Genomic DNA, 20976 nt, shown 5'->3' on the forward strand with positions numbered 1-20976 from the left:
TTACTTAACAGGAAGCAAAAAAACAAAGGCGCAAGTGCCCTTACAGGCTAGGTACGCGATTCGTTACGCGGGCGCCTGGGACTACGATTACTCGTCCCACCGAAGAGCGTTTGTACTAGCACGTACAGTAGTCGCAGCAACGTACAAACTGTGCCTTACAGGACGGTAGATAGTTCGATGTTGTCCCATACGTGAGCGTACTTAATCGAACTTACCCTTTTATAGTTGCTTAAAAGAAAAAAACCAAGGAAAAATCCACCTCGGTCGTTTCTCTTCATAGCTCATCTATCTAGCATTTATTGAATGTCTTCTGTATCCGTTGTCGTCTTCTTCGATAAGAACCAACCGATAACTGCGATTAGAACGAGCACGATGTAAAACGTTAGCTTCCAGCCCGTTGTATGCGGGAATCCTTGTGGAATAAGCGCAATATCTTTATGGGCTAGGACAAGAACAGCAAGCTTCACCCCGACCCATCCGACAATGAGAAATGCCGCTACCTCGAGACCTGGTCGTTTAGCAAGTAAACCAACGAAAACATTCGCTGCAAATCGCATAATGATTAGTCCGATCATCCCGCCGGCAAAAATAACTGCAAACTGTCCAGCATCAAGACTTCCAATATGACCGAGTCCAGTAGGCGGCAGGGCTACTGCGAGTGCAACAGCTGCCAATATGGAGTCGATAGCAAAAGCAAGATCGGCGAATTCAACTTTAAATACCGTAAACCAAAATTCTTTCGGTGTTGCCTCCTTGAGGGGTTCTCTATCCCTTGGAATGCTCGCTTCCTCTGGACTTTTCGATTTGAAACGGTCGTATAAGTTTTTAGCTGCAATTCCAAGTAAGTATATCGCGCCTAGCGCTTGTATCCACCAAAATTCTACGAGGTAAGAAATGACTAATAAAGAACCGAAACGAAGGACAAAGGCACCTGCCAGTCCATAAAACAGAGCTCTTTTTCGTTGTTTTTCCGGTAAATGCCTTACCATAATCGCTAATACGAGCGCATTATCTGCAGCAAGCAGTCCTTCCAGACCGATTAAAACGATCAATACCCATAAATATTCTAAAATCAAATCTGCACCCATTGGTACACACTCCTTCTCCTGCTTCCCTCAGCGTGGTTTTAGGCACAAAAAAATGGCCTTTATAGATAAAGGCCACAGAAAAAGACCTTTACCTGCGATGGGTAAAGGTCTCGCTAACAACAATTGTTGCCAATCAAGCCGGAGATAGGTATCTCGTAATGACGACTTAAATTGTACAGCTACTCCCCTTTAGGAATCTTTAGGAATATTAAACACTATTCTAGTTAAAATGTCAATCTTTACCCCATACAGGGAAAACATATGCGATTTGTAAAAACTTTTTCTATTCTACTGTTCCCCAAATCAAAATATTTATACATGAATAGGAAAGTTTTTTGCTATTTTTTGATGATTTCTGCAAGAATTTCATCTAGTGCAATTTGTATCATTTCTAACTTTTTCGTGCTTGCTTCTTCGCTCTTGTCCCGGACACCGTAGTAGTATTTCAATTTCGGTTCAGTTCCTGATGGGCGGAAACAAACCCAGCCGTCTTCTTCAAGAATGAATTTCATCATGTTTTCTTGCGGCAAGTTAATCGTTTCAGTCGTGCCGGTTGCTGTGTCCGTACGTTCACTCGTTACGTAATTCTCGACTTTTTCCACACGGATTCCAGCAACTTCTTCCATTGGCCGGTGACGGATCTCTTCCATAATTTTAGCTATTTGTTCTGAACCTTCTTTTCCTTCGAGTGTTAAGGAATTGAGCCCTTCGAGGTAATAGCCGTGTTTCTCATATAGTGAATGAAGGGCTTCTAAAACAGACTTCCCTTGGCTCTTCCAGTAATGGGCCATTTCCGCAGTTAGCATCGCCGCTTGAACAGCATCTTTATCACGGGTAAATCCACTTGCAAGGTAACCGTAACTTTCCTCGTAACCAAACATGAATGTTTCACCAGTTGAATCAAAACCTGCAATTTTCTCTGCGATATATTTAAAGCCAGTGAGTGTTTCAATCGTCTCTACTCCATAAGAATCAGCAATCGCTCGGCCAAGTTCTGTCGTGACAACTGTTTTAATCATCCGGGCATTTCGGTAAACGTTCAGATTGCTATGGGATAAAATATAATCGAGCAATAAAGAACCGAGCTGGTTTCCAGTAAGGACGACATATTCGCCTGCCTTATTTTTAACAGCTGCTCCAAGCCGGTCGGCATCCGGGTCTGTCGCAAGTAGGACATCGGCATTCTCTTTTTCCCCATACTGTATCGCCAGCTTAAATGCCTGATGTTCTTCCGGGTTCGGTGATTCAACGGTCGAGAATTCTGGATCTGCGACTGCTTGTTCCTCCACAATAGTGACATTTGGGAAATTCAGTTGTTTAAATCCGCGCGCAACCAAGTCTGTCCCTGTTCCGTGAAGCGGCGTGTAAATGATTTTCAGATCCTTTTCTCGTTCAAGTTCTTCCTCGCCCATCTTCGTCATTCCAATAAGATTTTCCAGGTAGGAGCGGTCTACTTCTTCACCTAGCCAGTAAAGCAGCAATTCATCTTCTAATTCCTTCTTGTCACGGACCGGTACTTGCAGTTCATCCCCTGTCGCTTGAATTGCTGCTGTAATTTGCTCCGCTTCTTCCAGTAGAATTTGGCCGCCTTGTTCGTTGTAGACTTTAAGCCCATTGTATTGTGGCGGGTTATGACTTGCCGTAATCATAATCCCAGCTGCTGCGTTCAAGTAACGAACCGCATAGGAAAGAACAGGGGTAGGCCGGATTGATGTAAAGACAGACGCGCGAATCCCATATGCCCCTAATACTTTTGCCGCTTCAACAGCAAATTCCTGGGACATGTAACGTGAATCATAAGCGATTGCAACACCGCGTTGTTTTGCATTCACAACATGCTCCAATAAGTAATTTGCAAGTCCATTGACTGCTTTTCTTACGGTATATATATTCATCCGGTTCGTGCCGGGTCCGAGCACGCCGCGGATACCTCCTGTTCCGAACGTCAACTCTTGGTAAAAAGCATCTTCCGTTTCTTTAGGATCGTTTTTCAAATCCTTTAATTCGGCTTGGAGGTTACTATCCAAGTTCTCGAAAGCAAGCCATTTTTCAAAGGTTTGTTCCCAGTTTTTCGCCATTTCGCTCCCCCTAAATATGTATATATATCAAAATATTAACACAGCAGATTCTTTTATTCTATGAATCATGAATAAAATCATGAGTTTTTGTTAATAATACTATTATATAGTATAAATTTAAAAGCACAAAAGCAGGGAAAATGAGAATAATAGATTAGTGGGTTCGGGGGTATGGTTTTGGTGAGGAATAAACGTTTTTTTGAAGTGCTGGTTGGTCTGATTTTGATTTTCTTATTGATTTGGCTAGTTTCAATCAATGACTTTATATTTATGCCATTGTTTAAATTGGTTGGCGCGGTAGCATTTCCGATTATCGGAGCAGGGATTCTTTATTATCTGACGAAGCCGTTGATGCACTTTTTTGAACGTTTTAGAATCCATCGTATTGTCGCGATTCTTATGGTATTCGTCATTATTTTGCTCGTCGCCTTTCTCTTTGTCATTTATATTTGGCCAATTGTCCGTGATCAGACAGCGAATCTGATAAAAGGAATCCCGGCGATGGTTAAAGTTGCTGAAGACTTCATCAGTTACTGGGAAACGAATTATACGATCATACCAGATCAGGTACTGCAGGCAGTTGATGATTTCGCCGACAAGATTCCTTCTCGCATTGACGATATTATCAATCATTTATTTTCCTTCGTCGGTGGATTGATCGGTCAAGTTATCAGTATTGTAGCAGGGATCGTGCTGATCCCATTTTTCCTTTTCTTTATGCTAAAGGATGGGGAAAAATTATTGCCGTTTATTATGAAATTTTTCAAGCCGAAGAAGGCTTATAATCTCCGAAGTTTATTGCTAAAAATCAATCAAGTCTTAACGGCATTCATCCAGGGACAGTTGATTGTAAGCTTTTTTGTCGGAGTGCTTCTCTTGATCGGGTATTCGATTATCGGTTTGGACTATGCGCTGGCACTTGCTTTGTTCGGAATGTTAACGAATGTGATTCCTTATCTTGGACCCTTTCTAGCTGTAACGCCGGCGATTATTGTTGGGGCATTTCAAGATCCATGGAACATTGTTTGGGTATCGATCATTATGATTGTTGCCCAACAGATTGAAAGTACACTGATTTCACCAAATGTAATGGGGCAAGTGTTGCATCTCCATCCACTTACAATTATTACAGTCATCCTTGCAGCAGGAAGTATCGCCGGCTTTCTCGGCATCCTATTCGCCGTCCCCTTCTATGCCGTCATCCGAACGATCATTATTCATTTTTACGAAACATATGTGGATTCTAAGAAAAATAGAGAAGACGCGTTGTTTTGATCAGTGTGTCTAATTCCAGGAAATACTCCGCACTTGTACTTTCTCCTGGAAGTCTGCATTCCAGACTAAATTAGAATGAAAATCGAACAATCCACTTCCCACTTAATTAGCTCTGGGAATATACGGAGACTCCAACAGGGTGAGAGGCATTGATGAGACCCTACAGCAGGCTTGCCTGCGGGGAGGCTCATCAATCGCGCAGTATATTCCCGGAGCGGGGCTAGCCCTCTAATTATGGTTTAGCTTTTTCCCTAGGAATCTATCCGAAATCATATTACAATAGATACAAAGGCTTTGGGAAAGGGGACTTTTTAGAAGATGAATAAAGAGCAGCTTTTGGGTAAATTGGATGAACTGAAGTCGGATTACGTCCGGATTCAAGGTGATATGGATAAATTGGAATATGTAAAAGGCAGAGTATCCTCAGCAGAAGGCCAACTCGTACGCCTCGAAGGAGAAATTGCCGAATTACGCAAACAACTAGAGAAAATCGAGGAAGAAGAGTAAACTTGCAATTTTACTCTTCTTTTTATGTAAAAATATGATACGATTATTTTCATAGGAAGGAGTGTTGGACATGCTCGTCAAAGAAAAAAACATACTGCAAACCTACTTCGGTTATGAAGCATTCCGCCCTGGGCAAGAAGAAGCAATCTCCCATATACTCGAACGAAAAAATACACTTGCTGTCATGCCTACAGGTGGAGGTAAATCCCTAATCTATCAAATCCCCGGATTATCCATGGAAGGTACTGCAATCATTATCTCCCCTTTAATTTCACTGATGAAAGATCAGGTGGATGGACTTGCATCCCTTGGAATTGCTGCAACCTATATCAACAGCTCCCTGTCTGCCGCTGAACAGGATATGCGGATGCGGGAAATTGCGGCAGGCAGATATAAGTTTGTCTATGTCGCTCCAGAACGTTTTGAGTCCTATCGTTTCACCGAACTGATGCAAGAGATTCATATTTCGCTCGTCGCCTTTGATGAAGCGCATTGTATTTCCCAATGGGGGCATGATTTCAGACCGAGTTACCGCTCGATTGTCCCGCGCCTAAAGGAGTTTGGCAATATTCCTGTCTTTGTCGCGCTTACTGCAACGGCGACAGAGGAGGTTGTTGAAGATATTCAGTCCCTACTAAGCATTCAGAACGAGCAGACCGTAAACACCGGCTTTGCTAGGGAAAACCTCTCCTTTCATGTGGTTAAAGGGAAAGATAAGCAGACGTATATTCGCAGCTTCCTTACCGAACATAAAAATGAGCCAGGAATTATTTACACGGCAACCCGGAAACAGGCGGACAATCTGCAAACGCAGCTAAGTCAGCGTGGATTTTCTGTTGCGAAATATCATGCCGGGCTTACGGAACTCGAGCGGCAAGAGGCTCAATCCGCTTTCCTCCATGATGAAGTGACGGTTATAATTGCGACGAACGCATTTGGCATGGGAATCGATAAATCAAACGTTCGTTTTGTAATTCACTATGCGATGCCGATGAATATTGAATCCTATTACCAGGAAGCCGGAAGAGCTGGCCGTGATGGAGAAGCGAGTGACTGTATTCTTTTATTTTCACCACAGGATGTGCAAGTTCAGAAGTTTTTAATTGAACAATCGATGATGGAAGAAGATGCGAAACAAAATGAATATCGCAAGCTTCAAGCAATGATTAATTACTGTCATACCCACGGGTGTCTCGCGAACTTCATCCTGGAATATTTTGATGATACCACTCCATATGCAAGCTGCGAGCGTTGCAGCAATTGTACGGAACTTCAGGAGAAAACTGATATTACGGAAGAAGCGCAAATGATTCTTTCGTGTGTCAAGCGAATGAATGAACGGTTCGGTGTCAGTATGACGGCCAAGGTACTGAAAGGGTCAAGGGATAAAAAGATTGTTCAATTTGATCTAACACGCCTCACAACATACGGGCTGCTTTCTCGGTATACCGAAAAGGAAATTACTGAAATGATTCACTTTTTAATTGCGGAAAATCTGCTGGCAATTGAAGAAGGACGTTATCCAACGATCCGCTTGAATCAGAATTCTGTCGACGTCTTGAAGGGTGAACGACCGGTAGAAATGTATACTGCGCCAATTCCAACGACAGGAGATTCCGATTTCCATGTTGGATTGTTCACCGAACTGCGAGCACTCCGGAAGGAAATAGCCGATGAGAAGAATCTGCCGCCGTATATTCTCTTTTCCGACGCTACATTAAAAGAACTAAGCCGATATTTCCCGCAAACGAAAGAAGAGATGCTGCAAATCAAGGGAATTGGTGAGGTTAAGTTTGAACAATACGGGGAAAGCTTCCTTACCCTTCTACAAGACTGGCGTGCACGTAATCCAGATGTGGAAGTAAAAGTGCTTATTTCTGCCGACACACCGGTTGTCCGGAAAAAGGATACAGATGACGAAGGGCCAAGTCATCTCGTTAGCTACAATCTTTTCCAATCCGGCAAAACAATTAAAGAAATAGCTGCAATTCGCGGATTTAAGGATCAAACGATTGAGAATCATTTATTTAAAGCATATAAAGATGGATTTACCCTTGCTTGGAATATCTTTTTTAATGAGGAAGAAGAAGCGGAAGTACTGAAGGCAAAAGAAGGAATGGAGGAAGAACGGTTAAAACCGCTGAAAGAAGCCTTACCTGAAAGCTATACGTATTTGAAAATTAAAGCTGTGTTAGTGAAAAATGGCATGATGTAGTGGGACAAGGGCTCTGACCCCAATGTCCCACTTTTTTATTCCCCTTTTACATTCAGTGCCCATGTACCTTTACGGAAGACAGGTTCGGTTGTGCCGTCTTGTTTGACGCCGTCGATATCAAGCTTGTCGGAACCGATCATGAAGTCGACGTGGATGAGGCTATCATTAACACCGTGTTTGTCCAATTCCTCATCACTCATTTCAGAGCCGCCTTTTAAGTTGGTCGGATAAGCTTTACCCAACGCAATGTGGCAAGAGGCGTTTTCGTCAAAAAGCGTGTTATAGAAAATGAGTCCAGATTGAGATACCGGGGATTCATCTGGGACGAGCGCAATTTCACCGAGACGACGAGCTCCTTCATCGGAATTGAGTAAGTGCTTGAGTACCTCTTCTCCCTCTTCCGCTTTGAAATCGACTACTTTACCATCTTTGAAAGTCAGCTGGAAGTTGTCGATTAAGCTTCCGCCGTAGTTCAATGGTTTCGTGCTTGAAACCGTACCGTTTACACCATATTTATGCGGCAAGGAGAAGACTTCTTCTGTCGGGATGTTCGGATTGAACGTAACACCGGTTTCCGCAACCGCCGAACCGCCCTTCCAAATATGCCCTTCTGGTAATTCGAGATCGAGCTCTGTACCTGGTGCTTTTAAGATTAACTTTTTATAATTCTTGTTATTTAGAACTTCACGAGCCTTTTTCAATGTTGCATTATGCTTATCCCATGCGGCAAGCGGATCGGCTTGGTCAACACGGACGATTTTCAAGATGGCTTCCCATAAACTTTCTACCGCATCCTCTGGAGATTTATCAGGGAAAATCTTTTGGGCCCAGTCTTTAGATGGAATGGATATAATTGACCAAGGAATCTTGTCATTCATCGTATATTTGCGGAAATTAACCATTGCTTCAGCTGCTGCTTTATTTGCTGCGGCTACACGAGATGGATCAATATCTTTTAATAAATCCGGGTTTGTCGAACGGATATGAAGTATGGCTGCCCCATCTTCTGCAAATTCATCATGCAATTTAACGCGCCATTCCGGGAATGAAGCAATGACCTCGTCCGGTGCATACTGGTATTTCAAGAGCGTTAACTCATCATCCACCCAGTTGATATGGACATCTTTCGCCCCGATTTCGTATGCCCTCCTTGCCACAATCTTTGTAAAATCTGCACCCTCGAGTGGAGCATTGATCATGAGTGCCTGCCCCTTCTCTAAGTTGACGCCAGTTTTTAAAGCGAGTTCAGCATATTTTTCTTGCAATTCGATACTTGCCATTTTATGACCTCCAATTGGTTCAAATTGTATACATTCTATTATTTCATAAATTGAAGAATTCACCAACTTTTTTGTAGACAAAATCATTGGACCTGCCTTATCCCTTATTGCGAACGAAGCTATTTTATGGTAAACTTAATATTAAGTTACTTTTTGTAATTACTGTAATCCCTTTTCTTAAGGCTTGACATTGGATTAGTGAGGTGATCAATATGGAGGAAATCTTATGTCCACGTTTTGAAAAGGCGATGGGGTTATTAAGTACCCGCTGGGTAGGCTTAATCTTATTTGAGTTGCTGAAAGGGACAAAACGTTTCTCAGAGATGGAAGCTAATTTACCTATTAGTGGCAGATTGCTCTCCGATCGCTTGAAGATGCTCGAAAAAGAAGGTATTGTCGAGCGGAAAATATATTCTGAGTTCCCTGTCCGGATTGAATATTCGCTTTCTGAAAAAGGCCGTGCGCTCGAGCCGGTCATCCGCGAAATTCAGGCTTGGGCGGAGGAGCATGTTACGAAAGAAGAGGTAGAGACGGAGAAAGAGGACAAGGTAAAATAAATAGACAGATGTGCGCCTGATTTCATTACCTTGGGCACATTTTAAGGGCTTAGCGAATTTACTTCCCTAAGCCCTATTTTACATTCACCCAATTTCGCAGCCTGAAAGAGTGGATTACTTTCATTCAGCGTAAGTACAGCTTTCATCTGGGGGTCTGTAATCCCGATACCTCTCGCTTTTTGCGGGCTTTCTTCTAATTTAATTCATTTTCCTAACCCGTTGCAACGTTTTTAAAAGGAGGCGATAGTTGTAAAACCATGCCTCCTTTAAGTTGTTGCATATGTGTTTGTTTTTTAACATAGGGACACCTCATTTTTGCTATGAGGTTGTTGTGTAGCTGCTCCAAACAGAAAATGGTTAAGAGCTGCTGGTCCCTCTCTTCTACTTGTTTCTGTCCCAAATATATTCGGAGCCAATTTTTTGAGCGAAAGTTTTCGATTTATTCCGGCGTTCTCTGCGTTGTTCGGCACGTTCGGGTGCAGACTCGTGCAGCGTCTTCTCATAATCGGTCTCCGGGTAAACTGGCGGAACTGGAGTTGGTCTGCCGTATTCATCAATTGCTACAAAGGTAAGAAAAGCGGTGTTACATACTTCCTTTTCCTCCGTTACGAGATTCTCCGTAATGACCCGGACAAAAACTTCCATCGATGTATTCCGTGTCCACGTAACGAATGATTCGATTAAAATCGCGTCCCCTGCCCGTACAGGGGTTAAGAAGTCAACCGAGTCAATCGACGCCGTAACGACAGGATTTCGGCAATGCTTTACAGCCGAAATTGCCGCTAAGTCGTCAATATGCGCTAAAAGCCTTCCACCGAATAATGTATTATGGACGTTTGTATCCGGCGGGTGAACGTGGGTTGTTTTAATTGCTAATGAGTTGGAACAAGGTTTTGCTTTCATGGTGTCCTCCTTGATGTTCTCTTATAGAACTGGTGATAATAAGCGTGATATCGATTCTTTCAATTTGATTCCAAGCGAGCGTTTCTCATACAGTTTCTTCGTCATTTGTGTGGATCGGCGAATGTCGTCATGGAATGCTTCGACGAGCTCTTCGGTAATTTCCTTATCATAGATCAAGGCACTCACTTCAAAATTCAGGCGGAAACTGCGTACATCAATATTCGCCGTTCCAACCGTTGATATTTTTCCGTCGACGATTAGTGTCTTCGCATGCATGAAACCGTTCTGGTAAATATAAATTTCTCCGCCCGCTTCGAGCAAGTCCCCACTGTAGGATAAGGTTGCCCAGTAGACAAATGGATGATCCGGTTTATTCGGGATCATGACCTTTACATCCACTCCAGATAATGCTGCAAGTCTTAGCGCATCCCGCAAGCTTTCATCCGGAATGAAGTAAGGCGTCTGAATATAAATATATTCCTTTGCCTCGAGTATCATCTTTATATACGCATTCTTTATCTGTTCTAAATCCTGATCCGGACCGCTCGAGACGATTTGCATGCCGGCGTCTCCTGCTTTTTCCGATTGATAATAGTGGTCTTCATAATGGATATTACTTTTAGCTGCTTGGTTCCAGTCAAGGATAAACCGCGTCTGCATCCCTTCGACGGCAGAACCCTTTACACGCAGATGGGTATCGCGCCAGTAACCAAATTTTTTATCTTTACCAAGATACTCATCACCGATATTGAATCCCCCGATATAGCCGATTTTCCCATCAATGATTGCGAGTTTTCGGTGGTTACGGTAATTTATTTTAAAATTGACGAGTTTTGCTGGGAAAAAAGCTTCGACTTGAACACCGGCATCGCGAAGTCGCTTCACATATTTTTTACTTAAACGGCGTGAGCCCATTGCATCATAAAGGAAACGGACGGTGACACCTTCATTGGCCTTCTTGATCATGACATCGGCTAGTTTCATGCCGAGCTCGTCATTGCGAACAATATAATAAATTAAATGGATATGTTCTTTCGCCCGCCGCATGTCTTGCATCAAGCGTTCAAACTTCTCCTCTCCGTCGAGAAGTATATCAACCGCGTTGTTCTGAGATAAAAGGGAAGAATCTGTTCGTAAATTTAAATAAACCAGGCTCGCATATTTTTTCATATCTGCGTCGCTATATTCGAGTTCATCATTTTCAATATCACGAAGCTGAGACTGAACCGCCGCCTTTAATCCGAGTTTACTCTTCGTGTCCCAGACAAAAATCCGTCCATTACTGATTGGCTTTCCAAAGATTAAATAAAGAATAAATCCAGCAACTGGGATAAATAAAAGGACCATAAGCCAAGCCCAGGTGGACGAAGCGTTTTTCCGCTCCAGAAAGATAATCGACAACCCGAGAATGATATTAACTAATATTGTAATGTTCAACAAAATTGCAACTAAACTCATCCAACCAGCCCTCTTCATCAATCAAATCAACTAATATACTATAATATAGCACAACTCCCCCACCACTTCGAGCGGGACATTGGGGTCAGAGCATTTGTCCCGGTGTGGTGGGACATCGGGGTTGGGACATCGGGGTCAGAGCTTTTGTCCCGGTTTCTGTTAGAAAGTGGGGCAAAGCATTTACCTCAATTAATATACCCTACGAAGACAGCTTGAACACAAAAAACATCCTACCCCAAATCGGAATAAGATGCTTCTTTCCATTTATACGTATTAACAGTCTGTAATACCCCACAGAATGAGTTTCACTTTATACATGCTCTAGCGCTTGTTCCAAGTCATCCCAAATATCTTCCCAAGCTTCAAGCCCGATCGAGAGCCGGATCAATTGATCGGTAATGCCCATCTTTAAACGAGACGCTTCCGGCACGACTGCATGTGTCATTGTTGCTGGATGTTCAATCAATGTCTCCACATCCCCGAGACTCACTGCAATTTTAATAAAATTCAAGCGGTTCATAAAGTGCTGGGCATCTTGTTTACTTCCTTTTATTTCAAAAGAAATCATTCCGCCACTCTTACGCATCTGCTTTGCTGCAATTTTTCCGTCACTTGATTCCGTATCGCCCGGAAAATATATCGAAGCAACTTTTGGATGCCCTTTTAACTTTTCAAAAATATTAGCTGCATTTTCACAGTGGCGGTCCATTCGAATGGGCAATGTTTTCAAGCCGCGGAGCAGCAACCACGCATCAAATGGTGACATTATTCCGCCAATGTCCTTACGTGCGGTGATTGCCAAATCATCAATAAAATCTGCTTTACCGACGACAAGACCAGCAATGACATCACCATGGCCTCCAATATATTTCGTAGCACTATGAAGAACGACGTCACAGCCTAAATCAAGCGGGCGCTGTAAATAAGGTGTAGAGAACGTATTGTCCACGACGACTGGAATACTATATTCTTTCGCAACTTTTGTTACAAGTTCCAAATCAATAAGCTTCATTGTAGGATTGATCGGTGTTTCAACATAAATCAATGCGGTTTCTGGTTTTATTTTAGCGTGGATTGCATCTTCTGAGTCAAGCAGGGAGAAGTCTGACGTGATATTGTATTTTTCCTTCATCAGTGTTAATAATCCGTACGTGCATCCGTAAAGCCCAGCAGAGCATAAAACATGATCATTTGCCTTCGTTAAGGATAATAAAACCGCCGAAACAGCCGCCATACCTGAAGCAAAAGCAAGACCTTTCTCTCCATTTTCAAGCCGGGCAATCCGCTCCTCAAGGACACGAACGGTCGGATTTCCTAAACGCGAATAAACAAATCCCTCCTCTTCCCCGCTAAATCGTCTTTCGCCTTGTTCTGCCGTATCAAAAACATAAGTGGATGTTTGAAATAGTGGAATGGACAGACTTCCGAGCATTTCCTTTTCATCATAACCCTCATGAATCACTGCAGTTTCAAACCTTTGATATTTCTTTGTCATATGCTTCCTCCCCTTTACTTCTCATTTCAAAATGAAGCAATATCTCTATAACTAGCATACAAGAAAAAACACTATTATGAAAGCGTTTTCCGAGGGAGTTGGGACACTTGGGGTCAGAGCATTTGTCCCAATGGGACAGTTACACTGACCCCAATGTCCCACCTACCAGCGGGACAAATGCTCTGACCCCCTGTCCCGATTCTTGCGTTTTTGCGTAATTAGTCTTAATATTGTTTTTATACTTACAGAGGGGTTAGGATGGGGGATTGGTGACGATGGAATCGAGGGAAATGAAGTTAGGTACGTTATATACGTTTAGTGCATATTTGCTTTGGGGTTTCTTAACAATGTACTGGAAACTTCTCGATCATGTGAATCCAATGGAAACGCTCGCCCATCGAATTGTCTGGTCATTCATTTTCATGATTGCTTTACTGCTTACAATCAAACAATTCCGTTCGTTTCTCCATACGTGCCGAAATTTATTACGAAATCCAAAGGCTCTATTAGCTATTGCAGCTGCTTCAATTCTTATCTCGACGAATTGGTTCTTATTCATTTGGGCAGTCGCGAATGGTTACGTCCTCCAAGCAAGCCTAGGCTATTATATTAATCCATTAATGAGCATTTTCTTAGGTATTGTCGTTTTAAGGGAACAAGTAACGATGCGACAAGGATTTGCCTTTCTTCTGTGTGCCATAAGTGTCCTTTATCTGAGCGTATCAAGCGGTGTCTTTCCCTGGGTCTCACTTGCCCTTGCAACAAGCTTTGCAATCTATGGGCTTCTAAAAAAGAAAATCAACATTAGCTCCACCCATGGCCTAACGATTGAAACGATGCTAGTTACACCAATTGCAGCGGGCTACCTTTTCCTGCTACCACGTCAAGCTTTCACTCTGTCCCCTGCTATATCTGGGACAAATCTTTTACTTATTGGCGCAGGGATCGCCACAGCAATCCCACTTTTATTATTTGCTAATGGAGCAAAAGCAATTCCGCTATCTATGGTAGGGATTTTACAATTCATTACACCGACGATCATGCTCTTCCTAGGAGTATTCGTCTATCATGAAGCTTTTTCAATAGAAAAATTTATCGCCTTTTTATTTATCTGGTTTGCATTAATTCTCTATTTAAGCTCGGTATATCATCACCCAGCGAAAAGACAGGCAAATACATAAGAATGGGGTCAGAGCACTTGTCCCAGTGGGACAGATACACTGACCCCAATGTCCCAGCGCCTGCGGGACAGTTGCTCTGACCCCCATGTCCCAGGCCAGCGGGACAAATGCTCTGACCCCATGTCCCAGTATCAATCTTTTTTAAAATACCAACTAAAGGGGTTGACATTAGTCTGGATTAAACGTTATAATCGTCTGTAAATTTATAAAAGATTTTCAAGTAGCGCAATTAACGCGCTTCTAGCAAATCTGTAGCAAGAAATCTTCTTATCAAGAGCGGCGGAGGGATTAGGCCCGATGAAGCCCGGCAACCTTGAAGTAAGCAATTTTACTTTTAATGGTGCTAAATCCTACAGATCTACCCGGATCTGGAAGATAAGAGGAGGATATGTATAGTAAACTATACGCCCCTCTTCTTAAGGAAGGGGGGCGTTTTAATTATTCCCCTCTCTCCAAAACATTCCAAGCTACATATTTTTCAAAACCAAGGAGGAATTATCAATGTCAGAATTCAACATTTTCAATTTAGAAACACAAGCTCTTCACTCTGGTCAAGAGGAAGCAGATCCAACATCACGGGCAAGAGCGGTTCCGATTTATGAAACAACTTCCTATGTTTTCCGGGATACGGAGCATGCACAAAATCTTTTCGGGCTCGCAGAAGCAGGAAACATTTATACAAGAATCACCAACCCGACCGTCGCAGCTTTTGAACAACGGATTGCAGATCTTGAAGATGGTGTAGGAGCAGTGGCAACATCTTCTGGAATGGCTGCTATTACGCTCGCTATTCTAAACATCGCTGGAACCGGTGATGAAATCATTGCGGACAGCAATCTTTACGGTGGAACGTATAACCTGTTCCTAAACACCTTACCGAAATACGGAATCACATTTAAGCTAGTAGACGGAACAAACCCGGAGAATTTCCGAACAGCAATCACGGATAAAACGAAAGCAATATTCGGGGAAACGATTACGAACCCAAGCTTGAACGTATTTGATATTGAAGCAGTTGCTGAAATCGCGCATGAAAATGGGCTTCCACTCATTATCGATAATACATTTGCAACCCCATTCATCACAAAACCAATTAGCTGGGGCGCAGATATTGTGATCCACTCGGCAACGAAATGGATTGGCGGTCATGGTTCAACTATCGGTGGTGTCGTTATTGATGGTGGACGCTTCAACTGGGATAACCCGCGTTTCCCTGAGTTCACAACACCGGACGAAAGCTATAAAGGTTTAAAATACGTAGATGTAGGACCGGCTGCATATGCAACAAAATTACGTGTTCAACTTCTACGTGATATTGGTGCATCACTAAGTCCAAAGAGCGCATTCACTTTCATTCAAGGGCTAGAGTCTTTACAAGTACGTATCGATCGTCATTTGGAAAATACGAAAGAGGTCGTTAAGTACCTGAAGAACCACCCTGCTGTTGAATGGGTCAACTATCCGGGGCTTGAGGAGCACCCCTCCTATGAATTGGGGAAAAAGTATTTAAACCGAGGCGCAGGATCTATAATTACATTTGGTATTAAAGGTGGCCGGGAAGCAGGACGTAAGCTGATCGATAACATTACCCTCTGGTCCCATGTGGCAAACGTTGGAGATTCGAAATCCCTTATTATTCATCCCGCTTCAACGACACACCAACAACTAAGTGCAGAGGACTTACAAAAGAGTGGTACGCCTGAAGAGCTTGTCCGGCTATCAATTGGTCTTGAGTCAACGAAAGATATCTTGAAAGACCTTGACCAAGCTATTGCAAAAGCAACTGGTGAAGCACCACAATTCACACCGACTGCGGATGACGCAGCTAACTGGTTGCTCCATTCGCCTTTCGATCGCTCCAATGGGTTGAGAAAGAAAACAATTGCAGTTACTGGTGTTGATGAAGCAACCGAGAAGAAGTTGCGTAACTACGGTTTTGAAGTTGTAGCGGTTGAGGAGCCAAAACAATTGAATGGCACTTCCGAAACCCTTGATGCTCTTGTAGTAAATGCAGAAGAACTTCCGAAAGAAACAATCGAGCAACTTATCAATAAAGAAAGCAAAATTCTTTGGATTGAAAATAACATCGATGGTGCAGCAGCAGAATATGCACAAGCAGCAGGCATTCACGTGATCGAAAGCAAGTCCATTGCGGATGAATTAGACCGTATCCGTGGCAGTAAAGCAGCAAAAGAAGCAATCGAAATATAACAATTTTTTTATTAAAGAAACGAATGCAAGGTGCGTTCGTTTCTTTTTTGTTCCTGTCTCCTCGTTTAACTTCAACTTTTTGTGCGTAGAATAATTGGGTAGATAGAGAATACTAGACAAATTAAATCCACGTTTTATACTGGTAGTAGACAGATTATAGGTGTGATACGATGAAAAAAATATTATTTATTCTTTTTGCAATCATTCTTTTAACAATAGGAATACTTTATTATATCGATGGTCAGCCCCCAGCATTAACCCAACCGTTGATCCCTGAGGAAAATGCAGAAGAATTGAAGGAAGAAATCGAACCCGAACAAGATGAACTGGAAGATGAGGAAGAAACTGAAGAAGAGGAAAACAGCTTTTCCGAACGATTATCCCATGTTGTCCGAGAGACGATTGGCCGGATTTTCCAACGGGAAGTGAAAATTGTTGCGATTGGTGACTCGTTGACCCGTGGAGTTGGTGATGCAACAAATAGTGGCGGCTATGTCGGCATTTTAGAGCGTTTCATCAATCAAGAGGACGAGATTGCAACATTTGAAAACTTCGGTATTCCCGGAAATCGGACGGATCAGCTTTTAATCCGTTTGGGGCAACCTGAAATCATTGAAGCACTGGAAGAGGCAGATATTGTTCTCGTCACGATTGGCGCCAATGACATCATGCAAGTGGCAAAAGAAAATATTACGAACCTCGAAATGGATGACTTTATTGATGAACATAGCGATTATGAAGAGCGGCTTGAAGAAGTTCTTAAAAGGCTCTCTGATATTAATTCAAATGCCGATATTTACTTGCTTGGGATCTATAATCCTTTTGAAAAGTATTTCCAAGATATCGAGGAATTAAATCAGATTGTAAATACCTGGAATGAGACAGGAAGCAGCTTGGCGAACGAAATAGATAATATTACTTTCATTCCGATTATCGATTTATTTGCAGGGAATGAAGACCCTATATTTGCCGATGATAATTTCCATCCGAATTATACGGGATATTATTTGATGGCAGAGCGTGTGTTAGACTATATTTCTAGAGAAGAAGGTTGACAGCATGGCGAGAACCGATAAGCACCGACAGAAGATCAATTGGAAAACAGGTTTTTTCTTGATTTTAGCATTGAATATTGCCGGCCTCCTGCTGCTTGTCAGTTTGATCTTTTGGCCGGCGGAAGATTTGGAATTACCTAGTGAATCAGCGGAGACCAAGCAGGAAAGCTCCCAATTCATTGTAAGGACATCAAAGCAAAATTTAAATAATCTAATTAACGCTTATATTGAACATCTAACTGAAAATACACGGCATAAGTACCGGATTGAATTGGAAGAAGATGTGCATCTGATTGGAGAACTGCCAGTGTTTTCAACGACGGTCCCCCTATCTATGCATTTTGAACCGGAAGTCGCCCAAAATGGAGATATTATTTTAAAACAAGAATCTATTTCACTTGGATTGCTGGAATTACCGAATCGGAGAATTATGCAATACTTGGCTAGATACTTACCAATGCCAGATTGGGTCACTGTCAATCCAAATGAAGAAGAGATTTATATTGCCATTTCCGACATGGATATTCGCAGTAACTTCGAACTAGCCGTCGAAACCATCGACCTGAAAGAAAACAACCTCGCCTTCCGCATCAGCGTCCCATACGAAACATTCGGCATCGAAAGCTGGAAAATGTTCCCCTGATCGGGACACGGGGTCAGAGCAGTTGTCCCTCCTTTTGAGCGGGACATGGGGTCAGAGCAAATGTCCCAGATATTTGGGACAAAAGCTCTGACCCCATGTCCCGTTTTGCATGAAATCTTCTTATCTGGGTAGGCTATTCATTGATAACTTTAGGAAATGAGGGACGAACAATGAGTAAAGAGCCACCCAAAGATGATTACGAAACGCATAAGGAAGATGAGAACACGTTAACGACACGGCAAGGGCATCCGGTTACGAATAACCAGAATATCCGAACCGTTGGAAATCGCGGACCGGCGATGCTTGAAAACTATGACTTTATTGAGAAAATCAGCCATTTCGACCGTGAAAAAATCCCAGAGCGGATTGTCCATGCTCGAGGTGCCGGGGCTCACGGTTATTTTGAAACGTATGGAACGGTCGGTGATGAACCGGTTTCTAAATACACACGAGCGAAAGTTTTCCACGGCAAGGGGAAACGAACTCCTGTATTTGTCCGCTTTTCCACTGTTGTACATGGGAACCATTCTCCAGAAACTGTCCGTGACCCGAGAGGATTTGCAGTGAAATTTTACACAGAAGACGGGAACTGGGACTTAGTCGGAAATCATATCAAAATATTTTTCATCCGAGATGCGATGAAGTTCCCTGATATGATCCACGCATTCCGCCCAGACCCTGTGACCAACGTGCAGGACAGTGAGCGTTTCTTTGATTTCTGTGCGAACTCGCCGGAATCTTTCCATATGGTGACTTTTATTTATTCGCCCTGGGGAATTCCAGCCAATTACCGCATGATGCAAGGTTCCGGAGTGAACACATATAAATGGGTAAATGCTGAAGGTAAAGCAGTTCTCGTGAAATACCACTGGGAGCCGAAACAAGGAATCAAGAATCTCACGATGAAAGAAGCTCAGGAGATCCAAGGGAAAAACTTTAACCATGCAACACAGGATTTATATGAAGCGATTGAAAAAGGCGATTATCCCGAGTGGGAATTATTCGTCCAAATCATGGAGGATGGACCACATCCGGAACTTGATTTTGACCCGCTCGACGATACGAAGCTCTGGCCGGATGATCAGTTCCCGTGGCTTCCAGTTGGAAAAATGGTGCTTAACCGTAACCCGGAGAATTATTTTACCGAAGTGGAACAAGCCGCTTTTGGGACGGGAGTACTTGTGGATGGCTTAGACTTTTCTGAAGACAAGATGCTCCAAGGCCGCACCTTCTCCTACTCTGATACACAACGATACCGTGTTGGCGCAAACTATTTACAACTGCCGATTAACGCAGCGAAAAGACGGGTGGCAACTAACCAGGAGGGCGGCCATATGCGTTACGATAACGATAAAGGGCCTAAACAGAATTTGCATGTGAACTATGAACCTTCCAGCTTGGGCGGGCTAGAAGAAGCCGAACAAACCGGGAAAGAGTACACTCCGTTTGTGGAAGGGAATATTGTCCGTGAATCCATTGACCGGGACGATAACACGAAACAAGCTGGGGAAACGTATCGTAAGTTCGAGCAATGGGAGAAAGATGAGCTTATTAATAATCTCGTGAACGACCTTTCTACCTGTGCGAAGGTAATTCAAGATAAAATGATTGCGCTTGCGGAGTCAGCAGATGAAGAGTATGGCCGAAGATTACGCGAAGGTCTGGAACTAGCAAGTAAACAGAAATCTTCCACCGGGATGGAGGCTGCAGAAGAAATGCATCCACTCGGTGCAAAAGACGCAGACAAAGCAGTGGATGAAGCAATCCGAAAAGGCCACGACGCCGAACCATATTAAATGGGACAAATGCTCTGACCCCCTGTCCCTCTCCCCTCTATTCAACTTCGATTCCATCTAATGTTTTATATTTTTTTTATGTGGAATGATTAGTTATGGAGTTGATACTGTGTTTGAGTGGGGAGACTTTATTACAGCGTTCTGGGCTTTTTTCGTAAACCTTCCATTAGTGACATTCATTCATCAACTAGGGCATTATTTGATGGCCCGTTTATTCGGTGGGCGTTCGGAGATAGTTCTGGGTCGGGGAAAGCAATTATTTAGAATCGGCGCTGTAAAAGTGAATCGCTTTTATTTCCTTGATTCATTTTGTCACTATGAGTCGCTAAAAGTGAATTCAAAAGCTTCACATATCCTTGTATATGCTGGGGGTGTGTTGCTTAATTTATTTTCTCTGCTACTAATCAATATCTTAATTATGAGCAACACACTGCCAGAGACTTCTTTTTTCTACCAATTCGGTTATTTTACAATCTACTTCATGTTTTATTCCCTCTTTCCCATCCAATATTCGGAAAAACATGCGAGCGATGGGAAGCAAATTATTAATATTTTAAGAAACAAATCAGCATCTAATATTTTTGATTAAAGCGGGACATTGGGGTCAGAGCATTTGTCCCGCCTCTTGGGACAAATGCTCTGACCCCATGTTCCACTGGAAAATAGACTCTAACTGTCATTTAGACGGTTAGAGTCTTTTTGTTTATTTATGCGGATTTTCTTCGTCGATAGATTGTAATGGCCGCTGCCAGAACAATTAAGCCGATTCCGATAGCCAACAAATTAAAGATATTTGTCGCTGTTCTTGGAAGTTTGCTGCCTTTTCCAGAATCTGAATCTGTTCTATCCACACCTGCTGATGTTTCTTTCTCTTCTTTATCAACTTGTGTGCCCGGAGTTTTATCTTTGTCTTCCCCGTCCTTTGGATCTTCTGCACCTTCCTCAACCCCTACTGTATACGTGTTCGTAATATCGTAGCCGTTGATCGTTGTTTCGTAATCTTTCACTGCTTCTTCCTCAATGGTGTAAACATATGCCGCACCCTCTTCGTCAAACGCTGGAAGATCGGTGAAGCTGTATTTCCAGTTGTCTGTTACCGTTACTTCTTTCGTATCGATGACGACATTATTCTGTAAAAGATGGACTGTGATGGATTCCGGCCGCACTTCTTCGCTGTCACCAACCCATGTTTTCACACCTTCTACATCCATCGTACCGACACGGAGGTTCGTTA

The 20976-nt window shown here is 42.8% G+C and carries 17 protein-coding genes and 1 riboswitch; of the genes, 10 read left to right on the forward strand and 7 right to left on the reverse strand.

Translation table 11 applies throughout. The annotated features are described in order from the left end of the window. Positions 1 to 296 precede the first annotated feature (296 nt). Both SPD53_RS04235 and SPD53_RS04240 read right to left on the reverse strand, forming a co-directional pair. Complete coding sequence (locus SPD53_RS04235; RefSeq protein ID WP_336251724.1) at positions 297 to 1088, reverse strand: TerC family protein; 792 nt, start codon at positions 1086 to 1088, stop codon at positions 297 to 299. A 338-nt stretch (positions 1089 to 1426) separates the two neighbouring features. After that, positions 1427 to 3166 (reverse strand): phospho-sugar mutase, encoded by a 1740-nt coding sequence (locus tag SPD53_RS04240; protein WP_336251725.1) that lies wholly within the window; start codon positions 3164 to 3166, stop codon positions 1427 to 1429. Between the two features lie 171 nt (positions 3167 to 3337). On the opposite strand from SPD53_RS04240, the gene SPD53_RS04245 reads away from it, so the two are divergent. The 3 genes from SPD53_RS04245 (at position 3338) to recQ (ending at position 7163) form a co-directional block, all read left to right on the forward strand. After that, complete coding sequence (locus SPD53_RS04245) at positions 3338 to 4441, forward strand: AI-2E family transporter (protein WP_373290784.1); 1104 nt, start codon at positions 3338 to 3340, stop codon at positions 4439 to 4441. A gap of 318 nt (positions 4442 to 4759) precedes the next feature. Continuing rightward, a complete protein-coding gene (locus SPD53_RS04250; RefSeq protein WP_156854161.1) occupies positions 4760 to 4948 on the forward strand; it encodes an SE1832 family protein in 189 nt (62 codons plus the stop codon). 70 nt (positions 4949 to 5018) lie between these two features. Beyond that, a complete protein-coding gene (gene recQ / locus SPD53_RS04255) occupies positions 5019 to 7163 on the forward strand; it encodes a DNA helicase RecQ (protein ID WP_336251726.1) in 2145 nt (714 codons plus the stop codon). 35 nt (positions 7164 to 7198) lie between these two features. Here recQ and SPD53_RS04260 read toward each other — a convergent pair whose 3' ends face one another. Then, on the reverse strand, positions 7199 to 8443 hold the full coding sequence (locus tag SPD53_RS04260; protein ID WP_336251727.1) for an aminopeptidase: 1245 nt from the start codon (positions 8441 to 8443) through the stop codon (positions 7199 to 7201). A 212-nt stretch (positions 8444 to 8655) separates the two neighbouring features. Here SPD53_RS04260 and SPD53_RS04265 point away from each other — a divergent pair, with 212 nt between their 5' ends. Further along, complete coding sequence (locus SPD53_RS04265) at positions 8656 to 9000, forward strand: winged helix-turn-helix transcriptional regulator (RefSeq protein ID WP_156854155.1); 345 nt, start codon at positions 8656 to 8658, stop codon at positions 8998 to 9000. 381 nt (positions 9001 to 9381) lie between these two features. Here SPD53_RS04265 and SPD53_RS04270 read toward each other — a convergent pair whose 3' ends face one another. The 3 genes from SPD53_RS04270 to megL all read right to left on the reverse strand — a co-directional run bounded on the left by SPD53_RS04270 (position 9382) and on the right by megL (position 12856). After that, positions 9382 to 9903: an acyl-CoA thioesterase gene (locus SPD53_RS04270; protein ID WP_336251728.1), complete on the reverse strand. Its 522-nt coding sequence runs from the start codon at positions 9901 to 9903 to the stop codon at positions 9382 to 9384. Between the two features lie 21 nt (positions 9904 to 9924). Then, a complete protein-coding gene (gene cls, locus SPD53_RS04275; protein ID WP_156854151.1) occupies positions 9925 to 11361 on the reverse strand; it encodes a cardiolipin synthase in 1437 nt (478 codons plus the stop codon). A gap of 310 nt (positions 11362 to 11671) precedes the next feature. Next, complete coding sequence (gene megL, locus SPD53_RS04280; RefSeq protein WP_336251729.1) at positions 11672 to 12856, reverse strand: methionine gamma-lyase; 1185 nt, start codon at positions 12854 to 12856, stop codon at positions 11672 to 11674. A 275-nt stretch (positions 12857 to 13131) separates the two neighbouring features. Between megL and rarD the strand changes: the two genes are divergently transcribed. The 6 genes from rarD to SPD53_RS04310 all read left to right on the forward strand — a co-directional run bounded on the left by rarD (position 13132) and on the right by SPD53_RS04310 (position 20331). Next, the gene (gene rarD, locus SPD53_RS04285) at positions 13132 to 14037 is read left to right on the forward strand and encodes an EamA family transporter RarD (protein ID WP_336251730.1); all 906 of its coding nucleotides are present in this window, start codon (positions 13132 to 13134) and stop codon (positions 14035 to 14037) included. 264 nt (positions 14038 to 14301) lie between these two features. After that, positions 14302 to 14419: riboswitch (SAM riboswitch) on the forward strand. A 119-nt stretch (positions 14420 to 14538) separates the two neighbouring features. Then, positions 14539 to 16248, forward strand: coding sequence for an O-acetylhomoserine aminocarboxypropyltransferase/cysteine synthase family protein (locus tag SPD53_RS04290; RefSeq protein WP_336251731.1), 1710 nt, complete (start codon positions 14539 to 14541; stop codon positions 16246 to 16248). A 170-nt stretch (positions 16249 to 16418) separates the two neighbouring features. Continuing rightward, positions 16419 to 17303 carry an SGNH/GDSL hydrolase family protein gene (locus tag SPD53_RS04295; protein WP_336251732.1) on the forward strand — a complete coding sequence of 295 codons (885 nt, stop codon included), beginning with the start codon at positions 16419 to 16421 and terminating at the stop codon, positions 17301 to 17303. A gap of 4 nt (positions 17304 to 17307) precedes the next feature. After that, positions 17308 to 17946, forward strand: coding sequence for a YpmS family protein (locus tag SPD53_RS04300; RefSeq protein ID WP_336251733.1), 639 nt, complete (start codon positions 17308 to 17310; stop codon positions 17944 to 17946). Positions 17947 to 18116: 170 nt separating this feature from the next. Continuing rightward, positions 18117 to 19742, forward strand: coding sequence for a catalase (locus tag SPD53_RS04305; protein WP_336251734.1), 1626 nt, complete (start codon positions 18117 to 18119; stop codon positions 19740 to 19742). A gap of 109 nt (positions 19743 to 19851) precedes the next feature. Continuing rightward, on the forward strand, positions 19852 to 20331 hold the full coding sequence (locus SPD53_RS04310; protein WP_336251735.1) for a hypothetical protein: 480 nt from the start codon (positions 19852 to 19854) through the stop codon (positions 20329 to 20331). 118 nt (positions 20332 to 20449) lie between these two features. On the opposite strand, the gene SPD53_RS04315 is transcribed toward SPD53_RS04310, so the two are convergent. Further along, positions 20450 to 20953 carry a Cna B-type domain-containing protein gene (locus SPD53_RS04315; protein ID WP_336251781.1) on the reverse strand — a complete coding sequence of 168 codons (504 nt, stop codon included), beginning with the start codon at positions 20951 to 20953 and terminating at the stop codon, positions 20450 to 20452. Positions 20954 to 20976: the final 23 nt, after the last annotated feature.

Source organism: Oceanobacillus sp. MO10714A (genome assembly GCF_037072045.1).
Taxonomy (GTDB): Bacteria; Bacillota; Bacilli; order Bacillales; family Amphibacillaceae; genus Oceanobacillus; species Oceanobacillus indicireducens.